This window comes from Paraburkholderia sp. FW306-2-2C-D06C (assembly GCF_058781505.1).
The window spans coordinates 56,611-80,428 of record NZ_JBYSWU010000024.1 but is presented as its reverse complement, the minus strand read 5'-3'; the positions used below and the strand labels follow the sequence as shown (position 1 = coordinate 80,428).

Below are 23,818 nucleotides of genomic sequence, written 5' to 3'. Positions count from 1 at the left end.
TGCATGGGGGCGTCCGCGCCATGTTCGGACGCCCACACGGCCAGTTGCGCCAGATCGATGCTCGAATTCCGGCTATGCAGATCGAGATGCCCCGCGGCCAGTTTGCTGAGCTTGCCGAAGCCGCCGCAAATGCTCAAGCGTTCGACCGGCGCGCGCTTCATGTGCTTGAGCACCGCGCCGACAAAGTCGCCCATTTCGATCAGCGCAATGTCCGGCAGGCCGTAATGCGCGCGCATCGCGTCTTCGCTGGCGTTGCCGGTGCAGGCCGCGAGATGCGTGTAGCCGTTCGCGCGCGCGACGTCGATGCCCTGCTGGATCGACGCGATATACGCCGAGCACGAGAACGGCCGCACGATCCCGGTAGTGCCGAGAATCGACAGGCCGCCGAGAATGCCGAGACGCGGGTTCATCGTCTTCAGCGCGAGCTCTTCACCGCCTTCGACGCCGATCGTCACCTCGAAACCGCCGCCATATGCGTGTTCCGCGGCCAGATCGGCGAGATGCTCGGTCATCATCTTGCGCGGCACCGGATTGATCGCCGGTTCGCCGATCGGCAACGTCAAACCCGCGCGCGTCACGGTGCCGACGCCCGGTCCCGCATGAAAACTCACGCCCGGTTCGGCGCGCAGGCGCACGCGGGCGAACACGATCGCGCCGTGCGTCACGTCGGGATCGTCGCCCGCATCCTTGACAGTGCCGGCTTCGGCGCCGTCGGCGGTCAGACGGCAGAACACCAGCGGCATCGGCACAAGCTGGCCCTTGGGCAACACGATTTCCGCGACCTCGCTGACGATGCCCGTGAGCAGCAGACGCGCCGCCGCGAGCGACGTCGCGGTGGCACAACAGCCGGTCGTGTAGCCGCTGCGCAGCCGCGCGGGTTGTTCGGGTGTTTCGTCGCGCATTACGGTTGCCGATGCTTGTGGCGCGCGGCATCGCCGGCGGGCCTGGTCACGTCGAGCAGCGTGATCGGCAATGCCTGACGCCAGGTGTCGAAGCCGCCGAGCGGTTGCGCGTCGGCGAGCGCAATGCGCGTGAGCGTGCCGCCATGCTGGGCGCGCCACGTCATCAGCGCCGCCTCGCCTTGCAAGGTCACGGCATTGGCAACCAGCCGGCCGCCCTCACGCAGGCGCGCCCAGCAGGCATCCAGCACGCCCGGCGCCGTCACGCCGCCGCCGATGAACACCGCATCCGGCGCCGGCAGTCCGTCCAGCGCTTCAGGCGCGCGGCCCGCCACGAGTTGCAGACCCGGCACGCCCAACGCATCGCGATTGTGTTCGATGAAACGCTGGCGCTCCGCATGCCGCTCGATCGCGATCGCGCGGCACGCCGGATGCACGCGCATCCATTCGATGCCGATCGAACCGCTGCCCGCGCCGACATCCCACAGCAATTCGCCGGGCGTGGGCGCGAGGCGCGCCAGCGTGATCGCGCGCACGTCGCGTTTGGTCAACTGGCCGTCGTGGCGAAACGCGTCGTCGGGTAAGCCGCAGGTCAGCGGCAAACGCGGCGCGCCTTCCGTGGCGCGGCATTCGAGCGCGATCAGATTCAGCGCCGCCACGTCGCCCGCCGGCCATTGATTGGCGCGGCCGTCGATCCGGCGTTCCAACTCGCCGCCCAGGTGTTCCAGCACGATCATCCGGGTCGCGCCGAAGCCGCGCGCGTTCAGCAAGCCGGCGAGCGCCGCGGGCGTGCCGCCGTCCGCGCTCAGCACGAACACGCGCGCGCCGTCGTGCAGATGGGCGTTCAGCGTCGCCAGCGGCCGGCCCACCAGCGAGACCGTCGCGACGTCCTGCAAGGGCCAGCCGAGCCGCGCCGCGGCCAGCGACAGCGACGACGGCGCCGGCAACACCCGCAACTCGCCGGCCGGCAGCTGCCGCGCCAGCGTCGCGCCGACGCCGAACAGCATCGGGTCGCCGCTCGCCAGCACGCACACGGGGGTGGCGCGCTCCGCCAGCAAAGGCGCGAGATCGAACGGACGCGGCCACGCGGCGCGGCGCGCGCCAAGTCGCGCGGGCAGCATCGCCAGATGGCGCTCGCCGCCGTACACCACCGACGCTTCCAGCAAAGCGCGCCGCGCGGGCCGCCCCAAGCCGGCGAAGCCGTCATCGCCTATGCCCACCACGGTCAGCCACGCCGACATGCATCCATCCTCATTCCGTATCTTCAAATAATGCGCTGTGCCACGCCGATCAAAGCGTCCAGCCTCGTTGTGCGGTTCGAAAAAAGGCATAATACAGCCGCCGGTGCCCTTCGGGGCCGAAGAGGGAACACAGTGCCACTGTGGCTGCCCCCGCAACTGTATGCAGCGAGTCCGCCTGCGCTCCGCGCCACTGGTTCGACCGGGAAGGCAGCGGCGGACCGTGACCTGCCAGCCAGGAGACCTGCCGGCGAGATTGTTCGTGCCAGCCTGCATCGGGCGGGGTGTACCGATGCCGCAGCCATGCCCGCTTTGGGTGGGTTGCCCGGGCCGTCGCGCGACGCTAAACCCGGTGTCCGTCTTGAATCACGCTGCGCCCTCCGCTGCTTTATCTACCGCTGCCGTTGCGCCGCGGCCTTCGGCTTGTCCGGGGCTGTTGCGCATCGTCGCCGCGCGCGACGGCGGGATTTGCCGGATCAAATTGCCCGGTGGCGCATTGAGCGCCGCGCAGGCTGCCGCGATCGCCGAGGCGAGCGAGCGGCACGCCGCCAGCGTGATTGAAGTGACCAACCGGGCGAATCTGCAAGTGCGCGGCGTGCGGCCCGGGCACGAAGCGGCGTTGATCGAGGCTCTGGTGGCAGCCGGTCTCGGGCCGGCTCCGGCGAGCAGCGGCATGGATGCGGCGGCAGTATTGTCGGCATGCGCCGCTGACGATATCCGCAACGTGATGGTCAGCCCCGCCGCGGGACGCGATTCGTCCGCGCTGTACGACACCACGTCGCTGACCGCCGGGCTTCTCGCGCTGCTGCAAAGCGAAGCGCGTTTTGCGGCGCTATCGCCGAAATTCGCGTTGCTGCTGGACGGCGGCGAGCGCCTTGCGAGGCTCGACCATCCGCATGACGTCTGGCTCGCGGCGACGTCGGCGAGCGACGGTGTGCGGTTCGTCTTTGGCCTGGCGGGATGTCCGCCTACGGCGGCCAATGCGGCGGCCGCGCATGTTGCCGCGCACGCGGCTGGCGACGGCTCGTTCGGCGCGTCGCCAGACCCGGTCGCGACCGGCACACGCGCCCTCGCCACCGTCTTGCCTTCGGAAGTCGTTCAGCTGGTCCGCGCGCTTCTGCACACGTTCCTCGATCTGGCCGCCGCCGACGCCACCCGCATGCGCCATCTGCTCGCCACGCATTCCGCCGACGCAGTATTGCAGCGTGCCCAAACGTATGCCGATTTCCCGCTGTCGCGCGACGCGTCGCTCGCCGACTGGCATCGCGGCGCGCCCGCCGATGCCGCGTTGCGGCTCGGCGCGCACGCTCAACGCGTCGCGGGAACGTGGCACGTGGGCGGCCAGCCGCCGCTCGGACGCCTCGACGCCGCGACGCTGCGCGGCCTCGCCGCGCTAGCGCGCCAGCACAGCAACGGCACGCTGCGCATGACGCCCTGGCAAAGTGTGCTGCTGCCCGATATCGCCTCGAAGGCCGTGCCGGCCGTGCTTGCCGAACTGGAAGCATTAGGCCTTGCCTGCGATCGCGCGCAGCCCATCGCACGTTTGATCGCTTGCGCCGGCTCGACCGGCTGCGTAAAAAGTCCCGCCGACACCAAAGCCGACGCGCTGCGGCTAGCCGCCCGCCTGCCCGACGGCGTCGACGTCCATCTGAGCGGCTGCCCGCGCTCGTGCGCGGCCGCGCATTGCGCGCCGTACACGTTGCTGGCCGTGGCGCCCGGCACCTACGACCTGTATCGACGCGACGCCTCGCCGGATTTCGGCCGCTGCGTCGCGCCCCAACTGACGATCGAACAGGCCGCCGACATGCTCGAACAATTGGCCCGGAGCCCTTTAGATGCTTGATTACATTCGCGACGGTCAGGAGATCTATCGCCAATCTTTCGCGACGATTCGCGCCGAGGCCGATCTGTCGCGCATTCCCGCCGACCTCGAGAAACTCGCGGTGCGCGTGATCCACGCCTGCGGAATGGTCGACGTGATCGACGATCTGGCTTTCTCCGCGGGTGCAGGCACCGCGGGCCGCACGGCGCTGGCGCAAGGCGCGCCGATTCTGTGCGACGCAGGCATGGTCGCGCAAGGCATCACGCGGGCGCGCCTGCCCGCGAACAACGAAGTGATCTGCACGCTGACGCACAGGGACGTGCCGTCGCTGGCGCGCGAACTCGGCAACACGCGATCGGCCGCCGCGCTCGAATTGTGGCGTCCGCATCTGGCCGGCGGCGTCGTCGTGATCGGCAATGCGCCGACTGCCCTGTTTCATCTGCTCGACATGCTCGACGCCGGCGCGCCGAAGCCCGCACTCATCCTCGGCTTTCCGGTCGGCTTTGTCGGCGCGGCGGAGTCGAAAGCCATGCTTGCCGAAGACAGCCGCGGCGTGCCCTACGTGGTGGTCCACGGACGACGCGGCGGCAGCGCGATGGCCGCCGCCGCCGTCAATGCGTTGGCTACGGAGGTCGAGTAAATGAGCGTGCAAGGACGTTTGTTCGGACTCGGGGTCGGCCCCGGCGACCCGGAATTGATCACGCTGAAAGCGCTGCGTCTGCTGAAGGCCGCGCCGGTGGTTGCGTACTTCGTCGCGAAGGGCAAGAAAGGCAACGCGTTCAGCATCATCGAAGCGCATTTGCACGACGCGCAACAGCATCTGCCGCTCGTCTATCCGGTCACGACCGAAGCGCTCGAACCGCCGCTGTCGTATGAAGCGATCATTGCCGACTTCTACGACACCGCCGCCGAAGTCGTCGCTGCCCATCTCGACGCAGGCCGCGACGTCGCGGTGATCTGCGAAGGCGATCCCTTTTTCTACGGCTCGTACATGTATCTGCACGACCGGCTCGCCGCGCGCTTCGAAGCCGAAGTGGTGCCGGGCGTGTGCTCGATGCTCGGCGGCGCAGCCGTGCTCGGCTCGCCGCTGGTGTATCGCAATCAAAGTCTGTCGGTGCTCTCCGGCGTGTTGCCCGAAGACGAATTGCGCCGCCGTCTCGCCGATGCCGACGCCGCCGTCGTGATGAAACTCGGCCGCAATTTCGACAAGGTGCGGCGCGTGCTGGGCGAACTCGGTCTCGCGGATCGCGCGCTCTACGTCGAACGCGCGACGATGGGCAACCAGCGCATCGTGCCGCTCGCGGAAGTCGATCCGATGGCGTCGCCGTATTTTTCGCTGCTCGTGGTGCCGGGGGAAAAATGGCAAGGATGACGCCGCCCGCGATCGTGATTCTCGGCACGGGCGCGCTGGCGACCGCGCGGCGCGTGCAGGCGCTCTATGCCGGCGCACAGGTGCACGCTTTACAGGGACGCGTCGAAGCCGACGTCTCGTACGCCGAACTCGGCGCGCACCTGCGCGCGCTGTATGCGCGCGGCACGCCGATCGTCGCGCTGTGCGCAACCGGCATCGTGATTCGTTGCGTCGCGCCGCTGCTGTCGAACAAGGGCGTCGAGCCGCCGGTGCTGGCCGTCGCCGAAGACGGCAGCGCGGTCGTGCCGTTGCTCGGCGGACTCGCGGGCGTCAATCTGATGGCGCGCGAAATCGCTGCGGCGCTGGCCGTACCGCCGGCGATCACGACGAGCGGCGAACTGCGCTTCGGCACGTGCGTGCTCAATCCGCCCGAAGGCTATGCGCTCGCCGATCTCGCGCAAGGCAAGCGTTTCGTGTCGGATCTGCTGGCCGGCGAAAGCACCCGCATCGAAGGCGAAGCGCCGTGGCTCGACGACGCGCAACTGCCACGTTCGGGCTCGGCGCGTCTCGCGATTCGGGTGACGCCGCGCGCGTGGGATGGCCGGACCGATGAGTTGGTGATTCATCCGCGAAGCGTGGTGGCGGCGGTCACGGGGTCGGGTTCGGGTTCGGGCGCACAGATCGCCGGGCGTGTGCGTGAAGCATTGGACACGCATGGCCTCGCCACGCTTTCTCTTGCGGCGCTGCTGGCTTCGTCCGGGCGGATGACCGACCCGGCGCTGGCCGAAACGGCCGCGAGTTTGAATGTGCCGTTACGGTTCGCTCAGACGCGTCCGGAAGACGGCGAGCCGCCGAGTAACTTACTACACGCCGCGCTGCGCATCCCCTACGAAACGCTGCACGACGACGCGGATGCCGGCATCGCGCTGGCATTGGCGCCGCTTGCTATCGACCCCGCGAGCATTGGCCGTGCGCGTGGCCGCCTCACGGTGATCGGCCTCGGTCCCGGCAGCGCCGATCTGATGGTGCCCGCGGCGCGCACGGCGCTCGACGAGGCGACCGACATCCTCGGCTACGACACCTACGTGAAGATGGCCGGCCCGCTGCGCGCCGATCAGCGCGTGCACGGCACGGACAATCGCGAGGAAATGCAACGCGCGCGTCATGCGTTCGAACTGGCGAGCGCGGGACGTTCGGTGGCGATGGTGTCGTCGGGCGATCCCGGCGTGTTCGCGATGGCGGCTGCCGTGCTCGAAGCGCTGGACGGCGCGGAGAACGCCGACTGGGCCGCCGTCGAGCTCTCGATCGTGCCGGGTGTGTCGGCGGCAATGGCCACGGCGGCGCAAGCCGGCGCGCCGTTGGGACATGACTTCTGCATGCTGTCGCTATCCGACAACCTCAAGCCGTGGACGATCATCGAAAAGCGCCTCAGGCACGCGGCCGAAGCGGATCTCGTGATGGCGTTCTACAACCCGATTTCTCGCGCACGACCGTGGCAGTTTGATAAGGCGCTGGATATCGTGCGGGAATATCGCGCGGCGGCTACGAAAGTGGTGCTCGGGCGCGATGTCGGCAGGCCCGGCGGCACGCTGCGTTCGACCACGCTCGGCGAACTTCGCTCGCCGGATGTGGATATGCGGACGATGGTGATCGTCGGGTCGTCGACGACGCGGGGGGTTGCTCGTGATGACGGGCAGTCCGGCGAGTGGGTTTATACGCCGCGCTGGTATGAGTGAATCGACGGGCGCCCTCAAGGCTTACCGCGGCGCACGTCACGCCCCTGACCACCGCGCCCCTCAAGCCGCCACCTTCAAATCATCAATCGCCCGCTGCCTCACACCGAGATCGTCCCAAAGCTCCGGATGGCACGTGAACACCAGGATCTGGTGACGTGTCGCCGCGTCGATCAGCGCACGTTTGATCGCATCGCGCCGCGCGGCGTCGGTGTGCACCGCGGCGTCGTCGAGCATCAGTAACGTCGGGCGGCCGGACGCCTTCAGCAGATCCGCGTACGCCAGCCGCGTGAGTATGCCGAGCTGTTCGCGGGTGCCGAAGCTCAACGCGTCGAGCGTATCGGCGCGACCGTTGCGATCGAGGGTCGCGGGACTCAGATCGTCGCCGAGCGCGATCGTCGACTGCGGGAAAATCCGCTTCAGATAATGCCCGAGACGTTCGGTCAGCGGCGCGCGCAGTTGCGCCACCGCCGCATCGCGTTCGTCGACCAGCACTTCATCGAGCAAACTCAACGCGCTTGCGCGCAAGCTCAGTTCGTCCTTGCGCCGCGTGGCCTGCTCCACCGCGGCTCGCACAGCAGCGAGACGCTCGCCGAGTCCCGACGCGCCGACTGTTTCGAGTTGACTGCGCAATTGAGCGATCCGCAATTGCCGCTCGTGCTGTTCGCTGCGTGCGAGTTCGGCAGATGCCCGGTAGCGTTTCACCTCGGCGGCAGGGTCATCCAGGCGTACCGCCTCCAGCTCGCGCTCGCGTCCTGCGAGCTGCTTTTTCAACGCCTCGACCTGCACGCGTTGCTCGACGATTTTCGTTTGCCAGAGCGCACGGCTGCGGCAGAACGCGGCGTCGTTCAGTTGCGCCTCTTTGCGCTGCAACTGCCCAGCGAGCGAATCAGCGGTGGCCGTGGCGGTCGTTCTGGTTTCCGCGGCCCGCGCCAGCACTTTTCTGGCGGTTTCCAGCGCATCGCGGGCGATGTCGGCAGCGCGGCGTGCGTCGTCGAGCGGCGGCGCGGCGGAAACATCGGGCAACGTCGCCAGACGTTCGTTCGATGTCTGCAATCGCACGGCTGCCGAAGCCAGGGCGGCGCGCAACGCGTCGACGCCATGCGGCGCGTGCACGTCGAGAATCTTCGCCTGGCTTTTCTGCTGCGCGACGAGCGTCTTCCACTGCTCGTGACGCGCCTGCGCTTCGCCCAGCGATGCGACACCCAGCGTCTGCAACAGTTGCGCATGCTGGACCTCGAGCGACGCCAGCCCGCTCAGCTGCGCAGACAGATCGGACACGCCCGGGATCACGCGCAATTCGCCGAGTTCGCCGAGACCGATCCGCTTCTCCTCGTCGAGCCGCAGCACGCCCTCGCCGGTCACTCGCGCATCGCCGACCGTGATCGTGCCGTTCAGCCGGTATTCGATCCGCGTCATCGCGGCTTCGGTTCGCGCGCGCAGCACCGTCAATTCGGTGTCGAGCGATTGCAGCCGTTTCAGTTGCGTCACGTCGATTTCGAGCGCGGCTGCTGAACGGGTGGCCTCGATCACCGCCTCGTTGGCGGTTGTCGCGGCGGCAATCGCCGCGTCGAGCCGCTCGCTTTCCGCACGATGCAGCGCGATCTGACTGCGCAGATCGGCGGCCGTGACAGCGGCGTTAGCCAGCTCGAGCGCACGGTTCGCATCGGCATACGCCTGCTCCAGCTGCGCAACACGCGCCACCGCAACGTCGTGCTCATTCTGGGCAGTCGACACGCTGACTCTCGCAGCGTCGAGTTGTTGCCGCTCGCGAGCGACCGCGGCTTCCAGTTCCGTCGCGCCCTGCTCCTGCTGCAACGACAGCGCCAGTTCCGCTTCATGCAATTGCAGCGACTGCACCAGTCCCTGAAGACTGCGTTCGAGTTCCGCCGCGGCATCGGCGCGCTGTTGCGCCTGCACCGCCTTCTGCTCGTGCAGCTCCCAGGGCCGCTTGCGTTGCGCGTCGTCGAAAGCTTCCTGCTGCGTCGCCAGACGCGCGATGTTTTCTTCGAACTGTAGACGCTGTTGCTCCAGCTCGTCGCGCTCGGCAGTAAGCGCCGCCAACGCCTGCTCGGCTTCGGCCAGCGGCCCGGTGGATTTCTGCGTACGCGCGGTCAGCAACTGCCGAAGCTCACGCTGCACCGCTGCGATCAACGCGTCCTCGCCCGCCGATTGGTTGCTTCCCGACAACTGCGACAACGCATCGCGCAGATATTGCGCCGCGTGGCCGGTCGAATCGCGCACCTCCTGCGTGCCACCCTGTTGCACCCACAACAAGCCCGGAACGCCGGCGTTCTCCGCCTTGAGCGGCCCGCGCGCCGAACGTGAAAACCCGAGCAGCGCGGCAAGCTTGTCTTCGGCTTCGTCTTCGCCGAACACGGCCTGACCGATGCTCAGATCGCAGCGCTGCCGTGTGACGAAGTGCTTCGACAGCTTGCACGCGGCGCCGTCGAGGTCGAACGTCACTTCAACCGAGGGCTGCCCGCTCGCCTTGCCCCACGGCAGCAGATCTTTCAGATGCGACGCCTTATAGCGTTCGAGGAACACGGCCCGCACCGCCTCGGCGATCGTGCTCTTGCCGGCCTCGTTCGGGCCGGTGAAGAGGTTGAGCCCGGGCTGCAGATCGTCGATGACGAGCCGGCCCGTGAACTGCTTGAACTCCTGAATCGCGATACTTTCGAGCTTCATGCGGACCTCGCTTCGCGCGGCAGTTCACGTTGAAAACGCGCAAGCAGCAGCAACGCCTCCGCCGCACGCTTGAGCTGTTGCGGATCGGCCTGCGGGTCTTCCTGCAAGCCGCGCAGACGTGCCACCACCTTCGCGAGGTAGCCGCTTTGCGCGCCGAGCTCGGCGAGGTCGTCGGCGGTGGGCAGCACTTGCAGGCCGCCCAGATCGGTACGCAATGCGCGCACGCGTGCGCGGGCCTCTTCCACCGCGACGTGAAGCGCTTCGGCCTCGGCCAGCGCGGCTGTGCCGCTCACCACGAGGCGCAGCACATCGGCGGCGCCCAACGCGGCAAGCCGCGCCTTCAGCGCATCCACATCGGTCGGCACCGAAATCAGTTCTTCCCACCGCTGCCATTGATACTTGCCGACCCGCACCGCCTCCACCACCGGCAACGCGCCAGGCTCCGTCAGTGTGACGTCGAGCATGAAGCCCGGATCGTTGGCGCGGAAGCGGTCCTGCTCGTGCGTGCCGGCATACCAGGTGCGCTCGTCGACACGATAGCGGCCGTGCCAGTCGCCGAGCGCGAGATAGTCGAGACGCGCGCTCGCCGCGCGCGTCGGCGCGATCGGATTCGACGAATCGATGCCCTCCTGCAGGATCCCGCTGACGCTGCCATGCGCAAGCCCCACGCGGCAGTAGCCGGGCGGCGTTTCGGCGGCGTCGAAGAAGGCCGTCGTGTCGTCGTATGTGATGCGTTGCGTGAGCGGCGCGCATAGCACAGCGCCGCGGCAAGCGTCGAGCGCCACCACGCCGGGTTCGAGCACCACCCGCACGTTCGGCGCAATGCAGTTCAGACGCTGCGCGCGGGTCCAGACGCTTTCGACCAGCGCGGCATCGTGATTGCCCGGCAGCATGATCCATGCGCCGGAGAACTCTTGCAGCGCGCCGAACAAACGGCGAATCACCGTGTCCGATACGGTTTGCTGATCGAACACGTCGCCCGCGACCAGCACGGCGTCGACCTTGCGCGCCGTTGCTTCCTCGGCGATCCGGCGCACGGTCTCGAAGCGCGCTTCTGCGAGGTGTGCCGCTTCGTCCGGCTCGAACTGGCCGAATTGCGTGCCTATCTGCCAGTCCGCGGTGTGCAGAAACCTGATCACTGTGCCTCCATTCCGTTCATTTCCATCGTCGTCCGGTGCTTGCCCGATTGACCTGCTCAATCGTCGCTGCGTCGTCGCTGCGTCGTCGCCCCGCAGTCTAACCGCAGATGTTACCGCGCCGCCGGGACAAACGACGCGCTGAGCGCAGGACACACTGCCGGAACCGCGGCGCTACACTCGCGTTTCCGGACCCGCGTGTCGAGCGTCAACCGTGCTGCATCAACTCAATCGCATTCCAATCGAACAGACTCCGCTGCCCTGCTGCCTATGAACAAAGAGACCGAGCTGAAAAAGGCCAAGCGCAATCCGTTGCTGTTGCTGCTGGCCGCTGCCTGCATTTTCGTCGTGACGGCTTTCATGCCGCGCGGCGTCTGGGTCGACGGGATCAAGGCGGTGTCCGAGGCCGCAATGGTCGGCGCGCTCGCCGACTGGTTAGCGGTGGTCGCGCTGTTTCGCCGCGTGCCGATCCCGATCGTGTCCGCGCACACGGCCATCATTCCGAAGAACAAGCACAAGATCGCCGACAACCTCGCGGTCTTTGTGCAGGACAAGTTTCTGGATGTGTCGTCGATCGTCGGGCTGATCCGGAAACACAATCCGGCGCAAAGCATTACGTCATGGCTCACCACGCCCGCCAACACCGATCGTTTGGGCGACTACGTCGTCAAACTGACGGGCGGCATCCTCGAGTTGACCGACGACGTGCGCATCCAGGTCTTCATCAAGGACGCCTTGCGCGACGTGCTCGCGAAAGTGGATCTGTCCCAATCGCTGGGCGCGATTCTCGACACGCTGACCAAAGACGGCCGTCACCAGGAATTGCTCGACGCCGGCATCGAGCAGGTCGTAGCGCTGCTGCGCGAGCCACAGGCGCGTGAATTCATCGCCGAGCGCATCGTCGATTGGGTCAGGAGCGAATATCCGACGATGGAAAAGATCCTGCCGTCCGCGTGGATCGCCGAACAAGGCGCCGAGACGATCGCCAACGTGGTGAACCGGATGCTCGAGCAGATCAGCGACAACCCGGCTCATCAGCTTCGCCAGAAGTTCGACGAAGCCGTGCAACGGCTGATCGCGCGGCTCAAGACCGATCCGGCGTTCCTGCAAAAAGGCGAGGAACTGAAACGTTACCTGGTGGAAGGCGACGCGTTCAGCACCTATGTGAAGGACATGTGGGCCGAATTGCGCGCGTGGCTCAAGCGCGATCTGGACAGCGGCGATTCGGCATTGCACGCGAGAGTGGTCGCGATGGGCCAATGGGTGGGCCGCGAACTGGCGTACGATCCGGCGCTGCGCCAATCGCTGAACGACCATCTGGAAGAAGCGGCGCGCGCAATGGCACCGGACTTCGCCCAGTTCCTCACGCGCCACATCAGCGACACGGTGAAGAACTGGGATGCACGCGAGATGTCACGGCAAATCGAGCTGAACATCGGCAAGGACTTGCAGTACATCCGCATCAACGGGACGATGGTCGGCGGCTTTATCGGCCTGCTGCTCTATGCGAGCTCGCAACTGCTCGAACTGTTGCGGATGCACATGGGGTAAGAATAGGGTAAGACTCGCGCCCATCAAAACGCCTACAATCCAGGCATACGAATTGCTGAAGCACTCTATCGGCTGCCGCCGGCCCATCCTCGCGCGCCGTCGATGAAGCGACGGCGCCACTACATCGGAACGTTTTGCTCATGAAATTATCCTTACCGCCGCGGGAGCGGCCGAACCGCGTATACCCGCCAGGGACGCCGGGTCTGCATGGTTTGGTCTCGGTGGTCACCGGCGTGGTGGTGGTTTGCGCGCTCTACTTCGGGCGCGCGGTGCTGATCCCAATCACGCTGTCGGTGCTGCTCAGCTTTCTGCTTGCGCCGCTGGTGCAGGCGTTACGGCGGCTGCGCATGGGCCAGTTGCCGTCGATCTTTATCGCGGTGCTGTTCGCCCTCGCCACCTTGCTGGCCGTCGGCGGGCTGATCGGCGCGCAGCTCGTGCAGCTGGCGAGCGATCTGCCGCAGTATCAGGTGGCCATCGAACAGAAGATCGAGACGGTGCAGGAGAAGACCGTTGGGCGCGCCGATACGCTGATGACCCGCGCCGCCGCTACGCTGCAACGCGTCGCGCCGACGCGGCCGACCCCGCCGCGCCCGACCGGCCGTGCCGCCCGCAACGCGCCCGCCGTGCCGACGCCGGTCGAAGTCCACGAGCCGTCGCCGACTCCGCTGCAACTCGCCCAACGCGCGTTGTCGCCGGCCATCGCGCCGATCGAGACCACTTTCATCGTGCTGGTGGTGACGATCTTCATCCTGCTGCAACGCGAAGATCTGCGCGACCGTTTGATCAGTCTATTCGGCTCGCGCGATCTGCATCGCACCACCACCGCGATCAACGATGCCGCCGGGCGTCTGAGCCGCTACTTCGTTGCGCAACTCGGCTTGAACCTCGGCGCGGGCGGGATCATCGCCATCGGTCTCGCGATCATCGGCGTGCCGGGCGCGCTGCTGTTCGGCGTGATCGCCGCGTTGCTGCGCTTCGTGCCGTACATCGGCATCTGGATCGCCGCGATTCTTGCCGTGTTTCTCGCCGCCGCCATTCAGCCGCAATGGACCATGGCCGTCTACACGCTGATCCTGTTCATCGTCGTCGACGTGGTGGCCGGGCAGATCGCCGAGCCGTTTCTGTATGGTCATCGCTCGGGCCTGTCACCTCTGGCCGTGGTGGTGGCGGCAATTTTCTGGAGCTGGCTGTGGGGGCCGATCGGGCTCGTGCTGTCGACGCCGCTCACCTTGTGCGTCGTCACGCTGGGCCGTTACGCAGACCGGCTGAACTTCCTGACCGTGCTGCTGGGCGATCAGCCGGCGCTCACGCCCGCGCAGAATTTCTATCAGCGGCTGCTCGCGGACGATCCGCATGAAGCCATCGTGCAGGCCGAGCGGCTCCTGCGCGAGATGTCGCTGATCGATTACTACGACAAAGTCGCGCTGGAAGGGCTCAAGCTCGCCCGCAACGACGCGATGCGCGGTGTGCTGATGCCTGAGCAGTTGGCGCGGATCAACGACGCGCTGGTCGATATCGTCGAGAACCTGGAAATCGCGGACGGCGTGCCGGATCGGCTGTCGCGCACGGAGCCTGCCGAATCCGCTGGGTCCGCATTGGCGTCGGCATCAGCGGATCTTTCTGAGCGGCATGACGGCTACACTTCGGCCCGCTTGCAGGCGCATCAGGAAACCGAAAAAACGTCGGTGCTATGTGTGCCCGGACGCGGCGCGTTTGACGAAGTGACCACGGCGATCGCCGTGCAATTGCTTGCGCGCCAGAACCTCGCACCGATGATGGCCACCCACTCGGGGTATCGCAGCGCGCGTGCCGACGAACCGAGCTTCAGGGACGCGCCGATCATCTGCATCGTCTCGCTCGACGCGCCGGATTCGCCGCCGTATCTGCGCAATATGCTGCGGCGCACGCGCGAATGGCGGCCGCGGGCGACGGTGATCGTGGGCGTCGGCGACGGCGTCGGCGACGGCGACGGCGCATCGGAACGCGGCGCCGAAACGGGGGCGACCGGCGCTTCACACTCGGCGCCGACGTTCCGCGCGATGATCGAAGAGTGCCAGGCAGCGGCCTCGTTGCCGTACCCGCGCCAGCCGTCGCATACGGCCGGGGCCGCAATCGGTGCCGCCGGAGCCGGAGCCGGAGCCGGAGCCGGAGCCGGAGCCGGAGCCGACTAAGCATAGTCGCCGGTCAGCGCTATTGGAGAAGGCCGTGGGACACGCCCGTGTCTCACGGCCTTCTCCGTTTATAAACGGCGTGCCAATCTGCTCCGCCCTGCGCGCCAAACCCCTCCTGTACCCAAAATGAGGACAGACACAGCGCGCCCCTCCTTCATACTTCACCCATCGATTCGCACCGCCTCCGAAGAGGGCTGAAGCCGCGGCGGGAAATCATTCGCATCGAAAATCCTGGAGGCACGCATGAGCGGCGCGGCTTCCGTCTGCATCTGCTTTGACTGCGTGAAGCGTGAGTCTGAAGCAACGGGGAACGCACATGACAAAACCGTCCCGCGCAGTCGACGCGGGACGGCTCACCCTGCCGGTACGCTTTAACGCCCCGGATACAACCCCAGCGTGCTCGCATGCAAACGCGCGAGGCCTAGCAATGCATCCGTATACGGCGTCGGTACGCCGGTCAGTTGTCCCAACTCGCGCACCGCTGCCACCAGCGCGTCGAGTTCAACCGCCTTGCCTGCCTGCACATCTTGCAGCATGGATGTCTTCATCGCGCCGAGTTTCAGCGTGACCTCGTGCCGATCCGCCGGCGCCTGCTCGATCGGAATACCGAAACGCGCGCCGATCTCCTTCGCCTCCAGCATGACGCTCGTGACGAAGCCGCGCACCAGTTCGTCGCTGAGAATCCGGTCCGTAGTCGCGCCGGTGATCGCGCTGATCGGATTCATCGTCATGTTGCCCCACAGCTTGTACCAGACGTCGCGCTGAATCTGCCCCGACATCGAGGCATTGAAACCCGCCGCGGCCAGCGTCGCCGTGAGCGCCCTGGCGCGCTCGCTCGGCTGCCCGGACGCCTCGCCGACGATCAGCCCATTGCCCTGATGATGCTTGATGACGCCGGGCGCATCGACCAGACAGCTGGCATGCACGACGCAGCCCATCGTCTGCGCGGTTGGAATGGCAGCGGCAATCGCGCCTTCGGGGTCGATCGACTTGAGCCGCTTGCCGGCGAATTCGCGGCCGAGCCCGTCGCAGAACCACCACGGTACGCCGTTCATCGCGGTGAGCACGGTCGTCTGCGCGTTCAGCAACGGCGCAATATGCACGGCCACCGACGCCATCGCCGGCCCTTTGACCGCCACCACGACGAGATCCTGTGCGCCCAATTCCGCCGGGTGCTCGCTCGCGTTCACCTTCACGGTATGCGTCTCGCCGCCTTCGATCAGGCGCAACCCGTGTTGCCGCAACGCGGCAAGCGTCGCGCCGCGCGCCACCACGCTCACGCCGTGACCGGCCTGCGCGAGCTTCACGCCGATCCAGCCGCCAATTGCGCCCGCACCGTAGATACCTACTTTCATTGTTTCAATCCTCGCTTTGATCCTGCGCTGATGCGCGTCTCAATCCTTTGGTCTCAATCGTCATGCCTCAATCCTTCTGTCTCAATCCCTATAGCTGGCGTCGATGCGGTCCACCCGCCGCACCAAGGCGTCGAACACGTCCTGCCCCGCACCGTGACGCGGATCGAACTGCAACGCGTCGCGCGAGCTGCGGATCGCCACCTCCTCGGGAACCGGCCGCGCGCGGCCCATCGACAACGTCGCCATTTGAATCTCGCACGCACGGTTGAGCGTCCACAGCACCGCGAAGGTTTGCGGCAGCGTGTGGCCCCATGCCAGCAGACCGTGGTTGCGCAGAATCACCGCCTGCTTGTTGCCGATATGCTCGAGCAGCCGCGGCCCTTCTTCCGCATGCACGGTGATGCCTTCGAAGTCGTGATAAGCAACGCGGTCGTGCAATTGCGCGCTATAGAAATTGGTTTGCTGCAAGCCGTCTTCGAGGCAGGCCACCGCGACACCGGCCGTGGTGTGCGTGTGCATCACGCAGTGCGCATCGGGCAAGCCTTCGTGAATCGCCGCGTGCACGACGAACCCCGCCGGATTCACCGGATAGGGCGAGTTATCGGGCACATGGCCTTGCGCGTCGATCTTCACGAGATTGCTTGCCGTCACCTCGCTGTAGTGCAGGCCGAACGGGTTGATCAGAAAATGCCGTTCGCCCCCGCTGACGCTCGCCGGCACACGCAACGTGATGTGGTTGTAGATCATCTCGGTCCAGCCGAGCATATCGAAGATGCGGTAGCACGCAGCCAGTTGCACGCGTGCCTGCCATTCGTCGGGATGCATTGCGGCGTGTTTCGGTGCGGTTGCCGGCGGCAATTCGAGGGTAGTCATCAGGGTCTCCATTTTTGTCGTTTCATTCGCGCGGGCAATGATCAGCTGCAAGCGGCAAGATCAGCGACAGGCAGCGACGAGCAGCGACAAGCGGCAACAAGCAGCCGCTATGCGCCCGCGACCACCGCCGCTATCGACGACGCCACATAGTCCGCGTTGCGCGCATTCAAACCGGCTACGCACATGCGCCCGGAACGCAGCACATACACCGCGTATTCGCTGCGCAAGCGCTCGACTTGTGCTTCGCTCAGGCCGGTATAGGTGAACATGCCGCGCTGCGCGACGTACCGTGCGCGCATCACTTCATCGACGCGGCCCGCGAGGCCCGCGTGAATCGTCTCGCGCATCGCGAGAATCCGTTCGCGCATGGCGCCGAGTTCCGCCTCCCAGGAGGCACGCAACGACGTGTCGGACAACACATTGGCAACGAGTCGCGCGCCGTGCGTCGGCGGATTGCTGTAGTTCGCGCGCACCGTCGACATCAATTGACCGAGCACGCGGCCGGCCTCTTCCGCGCTCCTGCAGACCACGCTCAACGCGCCGCAGCGTTCGCCGTACAGCGAAAAATTCTTCGAGAACGAATTGGCCGCCATCAACGGCACGCCGGCCGCGGCCAGCAAACGGACACAGGCCGCGTCTTCTTCCAGACCTGCGCCGAAGCCCTGGTACGCCATGTCGACGAATGCAATCAGGTTGCGCCGCAGCAATACCGGCGCCAGTTCGTCCCACTGGGCCGGGTTCAGATCGACGCCGGTCGGGTTGTGACAACACGCGTGCAGCAGCACGATGCTCTGTTCCGGCAAGCGGCCGATCGTGTCGAGCATGTCGGCGAAACGCAAGCCGCCGGTGTGTTCGTCGTAGTACGGATAGGTGTTGACCGTGAGCCCCGCGCCTTCGAACACCACGCGATGATTTTCCCAGCTCGGATCGCTGATCCAGATCTGCGAGGCCGGGAAATAGCGTTTCAGAAAATCGGCGCCGACTTTCAGCGCGCCCGAGCCGCCGATCGTCTGCAAAGTCGCGATCCGGCCGGCCGCGCGCGCTTCGTTGTCGGCGCCGAACACCAGCGCCTGAGCCGCGTCGCGATACTGCGGCAAGCCGGCCATCGGCAGATAGGAGCGCGGCCCGATCGCTTCGAGCAGCGCGCTTTCGGCGCGGCGCACGGCGTCCATCACCGGCAGCTTGCCGGCATCGTCGAAGTAGATGCCGATGCTCAGGTTGACCTTGTTCGGGCGCGGGTCGAGTTGAAAGTCCTCGTTCAGGCTCAGGATCGGGTCGCCGGGGTAAGCGGGGATATGGTCGAACATGGTCATTCCTTGAGTATGGGCCGTTGCAGAAAGACGAAGTCTAATGCGGCGCTGGATTCGGGTGTCGAGAAGAACGAGTGTCGGCCAGGCGGCTGCCGGGCACAATCAATCGTTTTTTCACGATTCGTAAGTTTTTCTTTAGAATCGCCTCATGCCTCTCACTCGCGTCACTATCCGGCAGTTCGAAGCGTTTCTCGCCATCGTCGATTCACATCGTATCGGCGCGGCGGCGGAGCGGCTCGGACTGACTTCGTCGGCCGTCAGCCAGTTGCTCGCCGAACTGGAAACGGAACTGGGCTTTCGTCTCTTCGACCGTACTACGCGGCGAGTGAATCTGTCGAGCGCGGGACAGGATTTTCTGTCGTCGGCCGAATCGGTGCTGCGCCATGTGCGCGCGGCCGCCCAATCCGCCGACGATATCCGCAACCGCGCCGCCGGCATCGTGCGGGTCGGCGCGCCGCTGGTGATCGCGGCGACCGCGCTGCCGGCGGCCATCGCCGAGTACGCGCGCGATAAACCCAAGGTGGTGGTGCGCATTTTCGACACCGTGGTCGAGCAACTGGTCGAGCGTGTGGAGAGCGGCGACGTGGATCTGGCGATCGGTCCCGACCGCCAGAGCGGCACGCGGGTCCGCTGCGATCCGGCGTTTGCGAGCCCGTGGGTGATGTGGTGCGCGCCGTCGCATCCGTTGAACGCGCGGCGCCGGTTGCTGTGGCAGCATCTGCGCGATGTGCCGATCGCCGCCACCGGGCGCGATCACGAGCGCGCAGTCGAACAGATGCTGGCCAATCTGCCGGCCGAGACGCGCATCATTCCAGTAGACGTGGTGGACAACGTCACCACCGCGTTCGGCCTTGCCGCGCAAGGGCTCGCCGTGACGCTCGCGCCCGCCTACGTGGCGCCGCTCGCCAGGACGTTCGGGTTGGCGATGAGGCGGATCGTCGATCCCGAAACAATCCGCGAGGTGTGCGTTTATCGCTCGACCGAACGTGCGTTGTCGCCGCCGGCGGATGGTTTCGCCGACTTCATCACGCCGTGGCTAAAGCGCTGGGACCGCGACACGCAGGCCGAGACGAAACCCAGGCGAGGGCGGCTTCCGGCTGACTTTTGACTTCAGGTCCTGTTCACGCCGAATCAGGACCGCTCCGGCAGCAGACATAGCGCGAACAACTGGCGCTGGCTGGAAATGCCGGGCCGCGGTGTCGGCGGCATGCTTGTGCTTTTGGGCTAAAACCGGTAATTCAAAGAAACATCCAACACGCCATTGGCCTGTCGCTGCGTGACCGGGCTGTCCCCAGCGCTGCCAACGAGTTGTTCGAACGCGCCGTCAGCGGTCGCGAACCAGTGCTTGTCGAACAGCCACACCATGCTGACGCCGAAGCCTACCGACTTGAAGCCCGCGCTCGCGTGATACTGCGGGTATTGCGAGTGCGCCGCCTGATGCTGATTCACGCCGAACCAGCTATTCATGTAAGTGGAGTCCGCGAGTGTCACGTTGGGTCCGGCGAACCAGAAGAACTTTTGCGTGCTGCCCGGCATCGGCAGGTAAGCGCCGAGGTCGCCGATCCAGCCATTCGAACCGCCGAAGTAGCGTCTGACGTCGGCGCGCAGCACGAGCGGGAAATTCTTCGACACGACATATTCGCCCGACAGTTTGACACCCGGCGCCGGATTGATGTTGCCGAGGCCGTTCAGTTCCTGCGGATCGTCATGAGCGCGACGCCCGAGATCGTAGACCGCTTCGATACTGGCGCGCCAGTTCGGTCCTTGCGCGAAGTTGGCCCCGAAGCCTTCACCGCTGGAGAGGAAAAACAGGTCTTTGTAACGCACGTCGACGCTCGGACCGGCCATGATGTGATAACGCTGCGAGCCCTCATAGCGTGGCTGGAACGACGTGGCCGCGCCGACACGCACCTGCCAGTCCGGAATGTCGGGTTGCCACATCTTTTGCAGCGCAATGCCGGCGGCGTACTGCCATTCACCCAACGGCGAAGGCGTTTGGGCCGAAGCCGCTACCGGTAATCCGGCAATGCCGCCAATGGCCACGGCGACCAGAGAAGTTGCCGCAACGCCTGTTCGTTTATCGCGAAACTTGCCGATCCGCTTTCCACGGCTGTTCAACACCCTAACCTCCGATCTCGCATATCGCAAAAGGGTTGATGTTCTCGCCCGGTGTCCGCGACAACGTGTCTCCAATGAATTGAAAACATCCGAACGCCCGCCGCACTACTCCCCGGCGCGTAACTTTTTCAGTGAACGACACGCACAATTCGTCAAAATACGCTGTCCGGAACTGCTTCGGCACGTCAATCCGGGCTTTCGTATGAACAGACACGTGCGAGAGATTTGCCGACGCAGACGCTTGCGCAAAATGCGGGCCTAATCGCTGATCCGCATGCTCAGTTGGGTGATATTCGATCCGGATGACGAACGCATGGACGTGGGCCATGCCGCAAGCAGTGATTAAGCAACAGTGGGGTGCCCCCCAAAAAAACGGCGCCGCTCGATGCGGCGCCGGAGAGCACCCGGTGGAGTTGCGCAATGACCGCTCTACTGCTGCGCCGCTTCGACCAGCACCGGCTTGTCACGATACAAAGCTGGGAACAGGCGCTTCAGGTTCGCGACCTTCGGCATGTCGTTGATCGCGATATACGCTGAGTTGGGATGCAGCGTCAGGTAGTTCTGGTGATAAGACTCAGCCGGATAGAAGCCCTTGAACGGCTCCGTCCTCGTGACGATCGACGCGGAGAAAACATGCGCTTTGTCGAGTTGCCCGATATAGCTTTGCGCGACGCGCCGTTGCATGTCGTTGAGCGGGAACACCGCTGAACGGTATTGCGTGCCGCTGTCGGGCCCCTGGCGATTCAGCTCGGTCGGGTCGTGAATCACCGAGAAGTACACCTGCAGCAACTGGCCATAGGTCACCCTGGCCGGATCGAAGGTGACCTGAACGGATTCGGCATGGCCGGTGTTGCCGCCGCTGACGGTTTCGTACTGCGCGGTATCGCGCTGGCCGCCGGAATAGCCCGACACGGCCTTCGTGACGCCGCGCACGTGCTGGAACACGCCCTGCACGCCCCAGAAGCAACCGCCCGCGAACACGGCAGTCTCCTCGTGCGACGTGGCTGCGGAAACTGGTTCGTCGAGCGCGGGCGGTGCGATCACGACTGCGGCCTCCGACGAGAACGCCACACGCTGCGTCCACAGCAACGCCACCGCGCACAGTCCAAGCGAAAGCACGATGGCCGCTACGCGCGAGCGGGCCGGTTCGCCGATGATGCGTTTTCCGATGCTCATGATGGTCGTCCTGATTGGATAGGCTCGCTCCGTGCGACGCCTGCTCATGCCGTCGCCGGCGTAAAGACCAGCGCCAGGCCGTTCATGCAATAACGCAGACCGGTCGGCTTGGGTCCATCGTCGAATACGTGGCCCAAGTGGCTGCCGCAACGCCGGCACAACACCTCCTCGCGCGTCATGCCGAACGACTTGTCGGAGTGGGTAATGACCGCATGATCCAGTGGCTGCCAGAAACTCGGCCAGCCCGTACCGCTGTCGAACTTGGTCTTCGAAGAAAACAGCGGCAGTTTGCAGCCGGCGCATGCAAACGTGCCCCCGCGGTGCTCGTTGTTTAGCGGGCTGCTGTAGGGCCGCTCCGTGCCGGCTTCGCGCAGAACGTTGTACTGCGCGTCGGTGAGCAGCTTGCGCCACTCGGCTTCGCTATGTGTGACTTCGTAGGCCGCCGCTGCGTTTGCGCCTGCCGCGAAGGCTGCGCGCCATGCCGAGGTACCGCCGGCCAGCGAAGCCGCACCGATTAATCTGAAGAATATCCGTCTGCTGCAAGCCATGATGATCGCCCCGGAAAATCTGCTCCATTCACCCCGTTCCCGCGCCTCCGGCGCCTCCCGCGAGTGGTCCCGATGCTTAGTCGGCTCAGTGCGGGTTTTATGACAGCATGCGCGTCTTTTCGCGTGAAGGCAGCAGTCAGAGCGGAAATTTAGTGGTCGACAGGATCTCCTTGAGGACCATGAACGAGCGGATCTGGCGCACGCCCGGCAGATACAGCAACTGCTCCGCGTGCAGGCGATTGAAGCTGTCGCTGTCACGTGTGCGGATCGTCATGAAGTAGTCGAACTCGCCGGTGACGACATGGCACTCCATGCAACCCGGCACCTTCTGCGCGGCTTTCTCGAAGTCCGCGAACGACTCCGGCGTGGAGCGATCCAGCACCACGCCGATGATCACCAGCATCCCCGCGCCCGCCGCTTTCGGATCGATCAACGCGACGACGCCGCGAATCAGGCCGGACTCCTTCAACCGCTCCACGCGCCGCAAACAGGCCGGCGCGCTCAGCTTCACTTTAGCCGCGAGCGCGACGTTCGAAATCGACGCATCGGTTTGCAGCTGACGCAGGATCGCGCGGTCGATGCGATCGAGCGCCTGGAGCGGATCGGTTTCAGCCGTCGATACGCTACGAATTTTTGTTGCGTTCATGGGTTTCCATACGAAGTTTTATTAAGTTATTTTATTTTCATCAATCTTTAAAGTAGGTCCAGTGGAATTTTTTAGCAAGCTCATTTCCAGCACTTTTACCTACCATCTGTTTAACGCGAAAGCTTGCTGTTCGCGTCAAACCTACAACCGGAGCTGCTATGAACCTGCAACGATTCCCTCGCTATCCGCTGACTTTTGGGCCGACGCCGATCCAGCCGCTGAAGCGTCTGAGCGACCACCTTGGCGGCAAGGTACAGCTGTATGCGAAACGCGAGGACTGCAACAGCGGTTTTGCGTTTGGCGGCAACAAGACACGCAAGCTTGAATATCTGATTCCCGAGGCGCTGGCGCAGGGCTGCGACACGCTGGTATCGATCGGCGGGATCCAGTCGAATCAGACCCGCCAGGTGGCGGCGGTCGCAGCGCATCTGGGGATGAAGTGCGTGCTGGTGCAGGAGAACTGGGTCAACTATTCGGACGCCGTGTACGACCGCGTCGGCAACATCCAGATGTCGCGCATTCTGGGCGCCGACGTGCGGCTGGTAGCGGACGGTTTCGACATTGGTTTTCGCAAGAGCTGGGAAGACGCATTGGAAAGCGTGCGGGCCGCCGGCGGCAAACCGTACGCGATTCCGGCAGGTTGCTCCGATCATCCGCTGGGCGGCCTCGGTTTTGTCGGCTTTGCGGAAGAAGTACGGCAGCAGGAAACCGAGCTCGGTTTCAAGTTCGACTACATCGTGGTGTGTTCGGTGACAGGGAGCACACAGGCCGGCATGGTGGTCGGTTTTGCTGCGGATGACCGCGCTGAACGCGTGATCGGCATCGACGCCTCCGCGAAACCTGCGCAGACGCGCGAGCAGATCACGCGAATCGCCAGACAGACGGCAGAAAAAGTCGGCCTCGGACGCGACATCACCGGCAAGGACGTGGTGCTGGACGAACGCTATGGCGGTCCGGAGTATGGTTTGCCGAACGAAGGCACGCTCGAGGCGATCCGTTTGTGCGCGCGCCTCGAGGGTGTACTGACCGATCCCGTGTACGAAGGCAAATCGATGCACGGCATGATCGACAAGGTACGCAAGGGCGAATTTCCGGAAGGTTCACGCGTGCTGTACGCCCACCTGGGCGGCGTGCCGGCGCTGAACGGCTACAGCTTCATTTTCCGCAACGGGTAAATCAGCAGGCAGCAGAAAGCTGCAAACG

19 protein-coding genes and 1 riboswitch are annotated in these 23,818 nt (G+C 65.3%); of the genes, 8 read left to right on the top strand and 11 right to left on the bottom strand.

The features are described from left to right. Positions 1-902: cobalt-precorrin-5B (C(1))-methyltransferase (locus tag AC3WLT_RS19445; protein ID WP_492593319.1), on the bottom strand; the 902-nt coding region annotated here is incomplete at its 3' end. After that, entirely contained in the window at positions 902-2,140 is a 1,239-nt protein-coding gene (cbiE, locus tag AC3WLT_RS19440) for a precorrin-6y C5,15-methyltransferase (decarboxylating) subunit CbiE (RefSeq protein WP_492593318.1), read from the bottom strand. The genes cbiE and AC3WLT_RS19445, both read right to left, overlap by 1 nt. An 84-nt stretch (positions 2,141-2,224) precedes the next feature. Continuing rightward, a riboswitch (cobalamin riboswitch) is annotated at positions 2,225-2,403 on the top strand. Between the two features lie 86 nt (positions 2,404-2,489). Between cbiE and AC3WLT_RS19435 the strand changes: the two genes are divergently transcribed. From AC3WLT_RS19435 to cobJ, 4 genes are read left to right on the top strand one after another with little or no spacing between them, the layout of a single operon-like run. Further along, on the top strand, positions 2,490-3,980 hold the full coding sequence (locus AC3WLT_RS19435) for a ferredoxin-like domain-containing protein (protein ID WP_492593317.1): 1,491 nt from the start codon (positions 2,490-2,492) through the stop codon (positions 3,978-3,980). Beyond that, positions 3,973-4,599, top strand: a complete 627-nt coding sequence (locus AC3WLT_RS19430) for a precorrin-8X methylmutase (protein WP_492593316.1) — start codon at positions 3,973-3,975, stop codon at positions 4,597-4,599. Before AC3WLT_RS19435 ends, AC3WLT_RS19430 begins: the two co-directional genes overlap by 8 nt. Continuing rightward, the gene (locus AC3WLT_RS19425; RefSeq protein WP_492593315.1) at positions 4,600-5,331 is read left to right on the top strand and encodes a precorrin-2 C(20)-methyltransferase; all 732 of its coding nucleotides are present in this window, start codon (positions 4,600-4,602) and stop codon (positions 5,329-5,331) included. It abuts the gene before it with no gap. Next, the gene (gene cobJ / locus AC3WLT_RS19420; protein ID WP_492593354.1) at positions 5,328-7,046 is read left to right on the top strand and encodes a precorrin-3B C(17)-methyltransferase; all 1,719 of its coding nucleotides are present in this window, start codon (positions 5,328-5,330) and stop codon (positions 7,044-7,046) included. The genes AC3WLT_RS19425 and cobJ overlap by 4 nt, the downstream gene beginning before the upstream one ends. Before the next feature lie 60 nt (positions 7,047-7,106). Here cobJ and AC3WLT_RS19415 read toward each other — a convergent pair whose 3' ends face one another. Both AC3WLT_RS19415 and AC3WLT_RS19410 read right to left on the bottom strand, forming a co-directional pair. Then, on the bottom strand, positions 7,107-9,731 hold the full coding sequence (locus tag AC3WLT_RS19415; RefSeq protein ID WP_492593314.1) for an AAA family ATPase: 2,625 nt from the start codon (positions 9,729-9,731) through the stop codon (positions 7,107-7,109). After that, on the bottom strand, positions 9,728-10,870 hold the full coding sequence (locus AC3WLT_RS19410; RefSeq protein WP_492593313.1) for a metallophosphoesterase family protein: 1,143 nt from the start codon (positions 10,868-10,870) through the stop codon (positions 9,728-9,730). Before AC3WLT_RS19410 ends, AC3WLT_RS19415 begins: the two co-directional genes overlap by 4 nt. 267 nt (positions 10,871-11,137) lie before the next feature. Here AC3WLT_RS19410 and AC3WLT_RS19405 point away from each other — a divergent pair, with 267 nt between their 5' ends. Together AC3WLT_RS19405 and AC3WLT_RS19400 are read left to right on the top strand one after the other, a co-directional pair. Then, positions 11,138-12,418, top strand: a complete 1,281-nt coding sequence (locus AC3WLT_RS19405; RefSeq protein ID WP_492593312.1) for a DUF445 domain-containing protein — start codon at positions 11,138-11,140, stop codon at positions 12,416-12,418. Positions 12,419-12,558: 140 nt separating this feature from the next. Next, positions 12,559-14,589, top strand: coding sequence for an AI-2E family transporter (locus tag AC3WLT_RS19400; RefSeq protein ID WP_492593311.1), 2,031 nt, complete (start codon positions 12,559-12,561; stop codon positions 14,587-14,589). A 371-nt stretch (positions 14,590-14,960) separates the two neighbouring features. On the opposite strand, the gene AC3WLT_RS19395 is transcribed toward AC3WLT_RS19400, so the two are convergent. The 3 genes from AC3WLT_RS19395 to AC3WLT_RS19385 all read right to left on the bottom strand — a co-directional run bounded on the left by AC3WLT_RS19395 (position 14,961) and on the right by AC3WLT_RS19385 (position 18,124). Next, a complete protein-coding gene (locus AC3WLT_RS19395; protein ID WP_492593310.1) occupies positions 14,961-15,944 on the bottom strand; it encodes a 2-dehydropantoate 2-reductase in 984 nt (327 codons plus the stop codon). Positions 15,945-16,025: 81 nt separating this feature from the next. Next, a complete protein-coding gene (locus AC3WLT_RS19390) occupies positions 16,026-16,817 on the bottom strand; it encodes a class II aldolase/adducin family protein (protein ID WP_492593309.1) in 792 nt (263 codons plus the stop codon). Positions 16,818-16,924: 107 nt separating this feature from the next. Beyond that, complete coding sequence (locus tag AC3WLT_RS19385) at positions 16,925-18,124, bottom strand: amino acid aminotransferase (protein ID WP_492593308.1); 1,200 nt, start codon at positions 18,122-18,124, stop codon at positions 16,925-16,927. 151 nt (positions 18,125-18,275) lie between these two features. On the opposite strand from AC3WLT_RS19385, the gene AC3WLT_RS19380 reads away from it, so the two are divergent. After that, a complete protein-coding gene (locus AC3WLT_RS19380) occupies positions 18,276-19,235 on the top strand; it encodes a LysR family transcriptional regulator (protein WP_492593307.1) in 960 nt (319 codons plus the stop codon). 116 nt (positions 19,236-19,351) lie between these two features. Here AC3WLT_RS19380 and AC3WLT_RS19375 read toward each other — a convergent pair whose 3' ends face one another. The 4 genes from AC3WLT_RS19375 to AC3WLT_RS19360 form a co-directional block, all read right to left on the bottom strand. Continuing rightward, on the bottom strand, positions 19,352-20,248 hold the full coding sequence (locus tag AC3WLT_RS19375; RefSeq protein ID WP_492593306.1) for a MipA/OmpV family protein: 897 nt from the start codon (positions 20,246-20,248) through the stop codon (positions 19,352-19,354). A gap of 426 nt (positions 20,249-20,674) precedes the next feature. After that, positions 20,675-21,421 carry a peptide-methionine (S)-S-oxide reductase MsrA gene (msrA, locus tag AC3WLT_RS19370; RefSeq protein ID WP_492593305.1) on the bottom strand — a complete coding sequence of 249 codons (747 nt, stop codon included), beginning with the start codon at positions 21,419-21,421 and terminating at the stop codon, positions 20,675-20,677. Between the two features lie 44 nt (positions 21,422-21,465). Next, a complete protein-coding gene (msrB, locus tag AC3WLT_RS19365) occupies positions 21,466-21,969 on the bottom strand; it encodes a peptide-methionine (R)-S-oxide reductase MsrB (protein WP_492593304.1) in 504 nt (167 codons plus the stop codon). A gap of 136 nt (positions 21,970-22,105) precedes the next feature. Continuing rightward, a complete protein-coding gene (locus AC3WLT_RS19360; protein ID WP_492593303.1) occupies positions 22,106-22,615 on the bottom strand; it encodes an Lrp/AsnC family transcriptional regulator in 510 nt (169 codons plus the stop codon). Between the two features lie 158 nt (positions 22,616-22,773). On the opposite strand from AC3WLT_RS19360, the gene AC3WLT_RS19355 reads away from it, so the two are divergent. Continuing rightward, a complete protein-coding gene (locus AC3WLT_RS19355) occupies positions 22,774-23,790 on the top strand; it encodes a 1-aminocyclopropane-1-carboxylate deaminase (protein WP_492593302.1) in 1,017 nt (338 codons plus the stop codon). Positions 23,791-23,818: the final 28 nt, after the last annotated feature.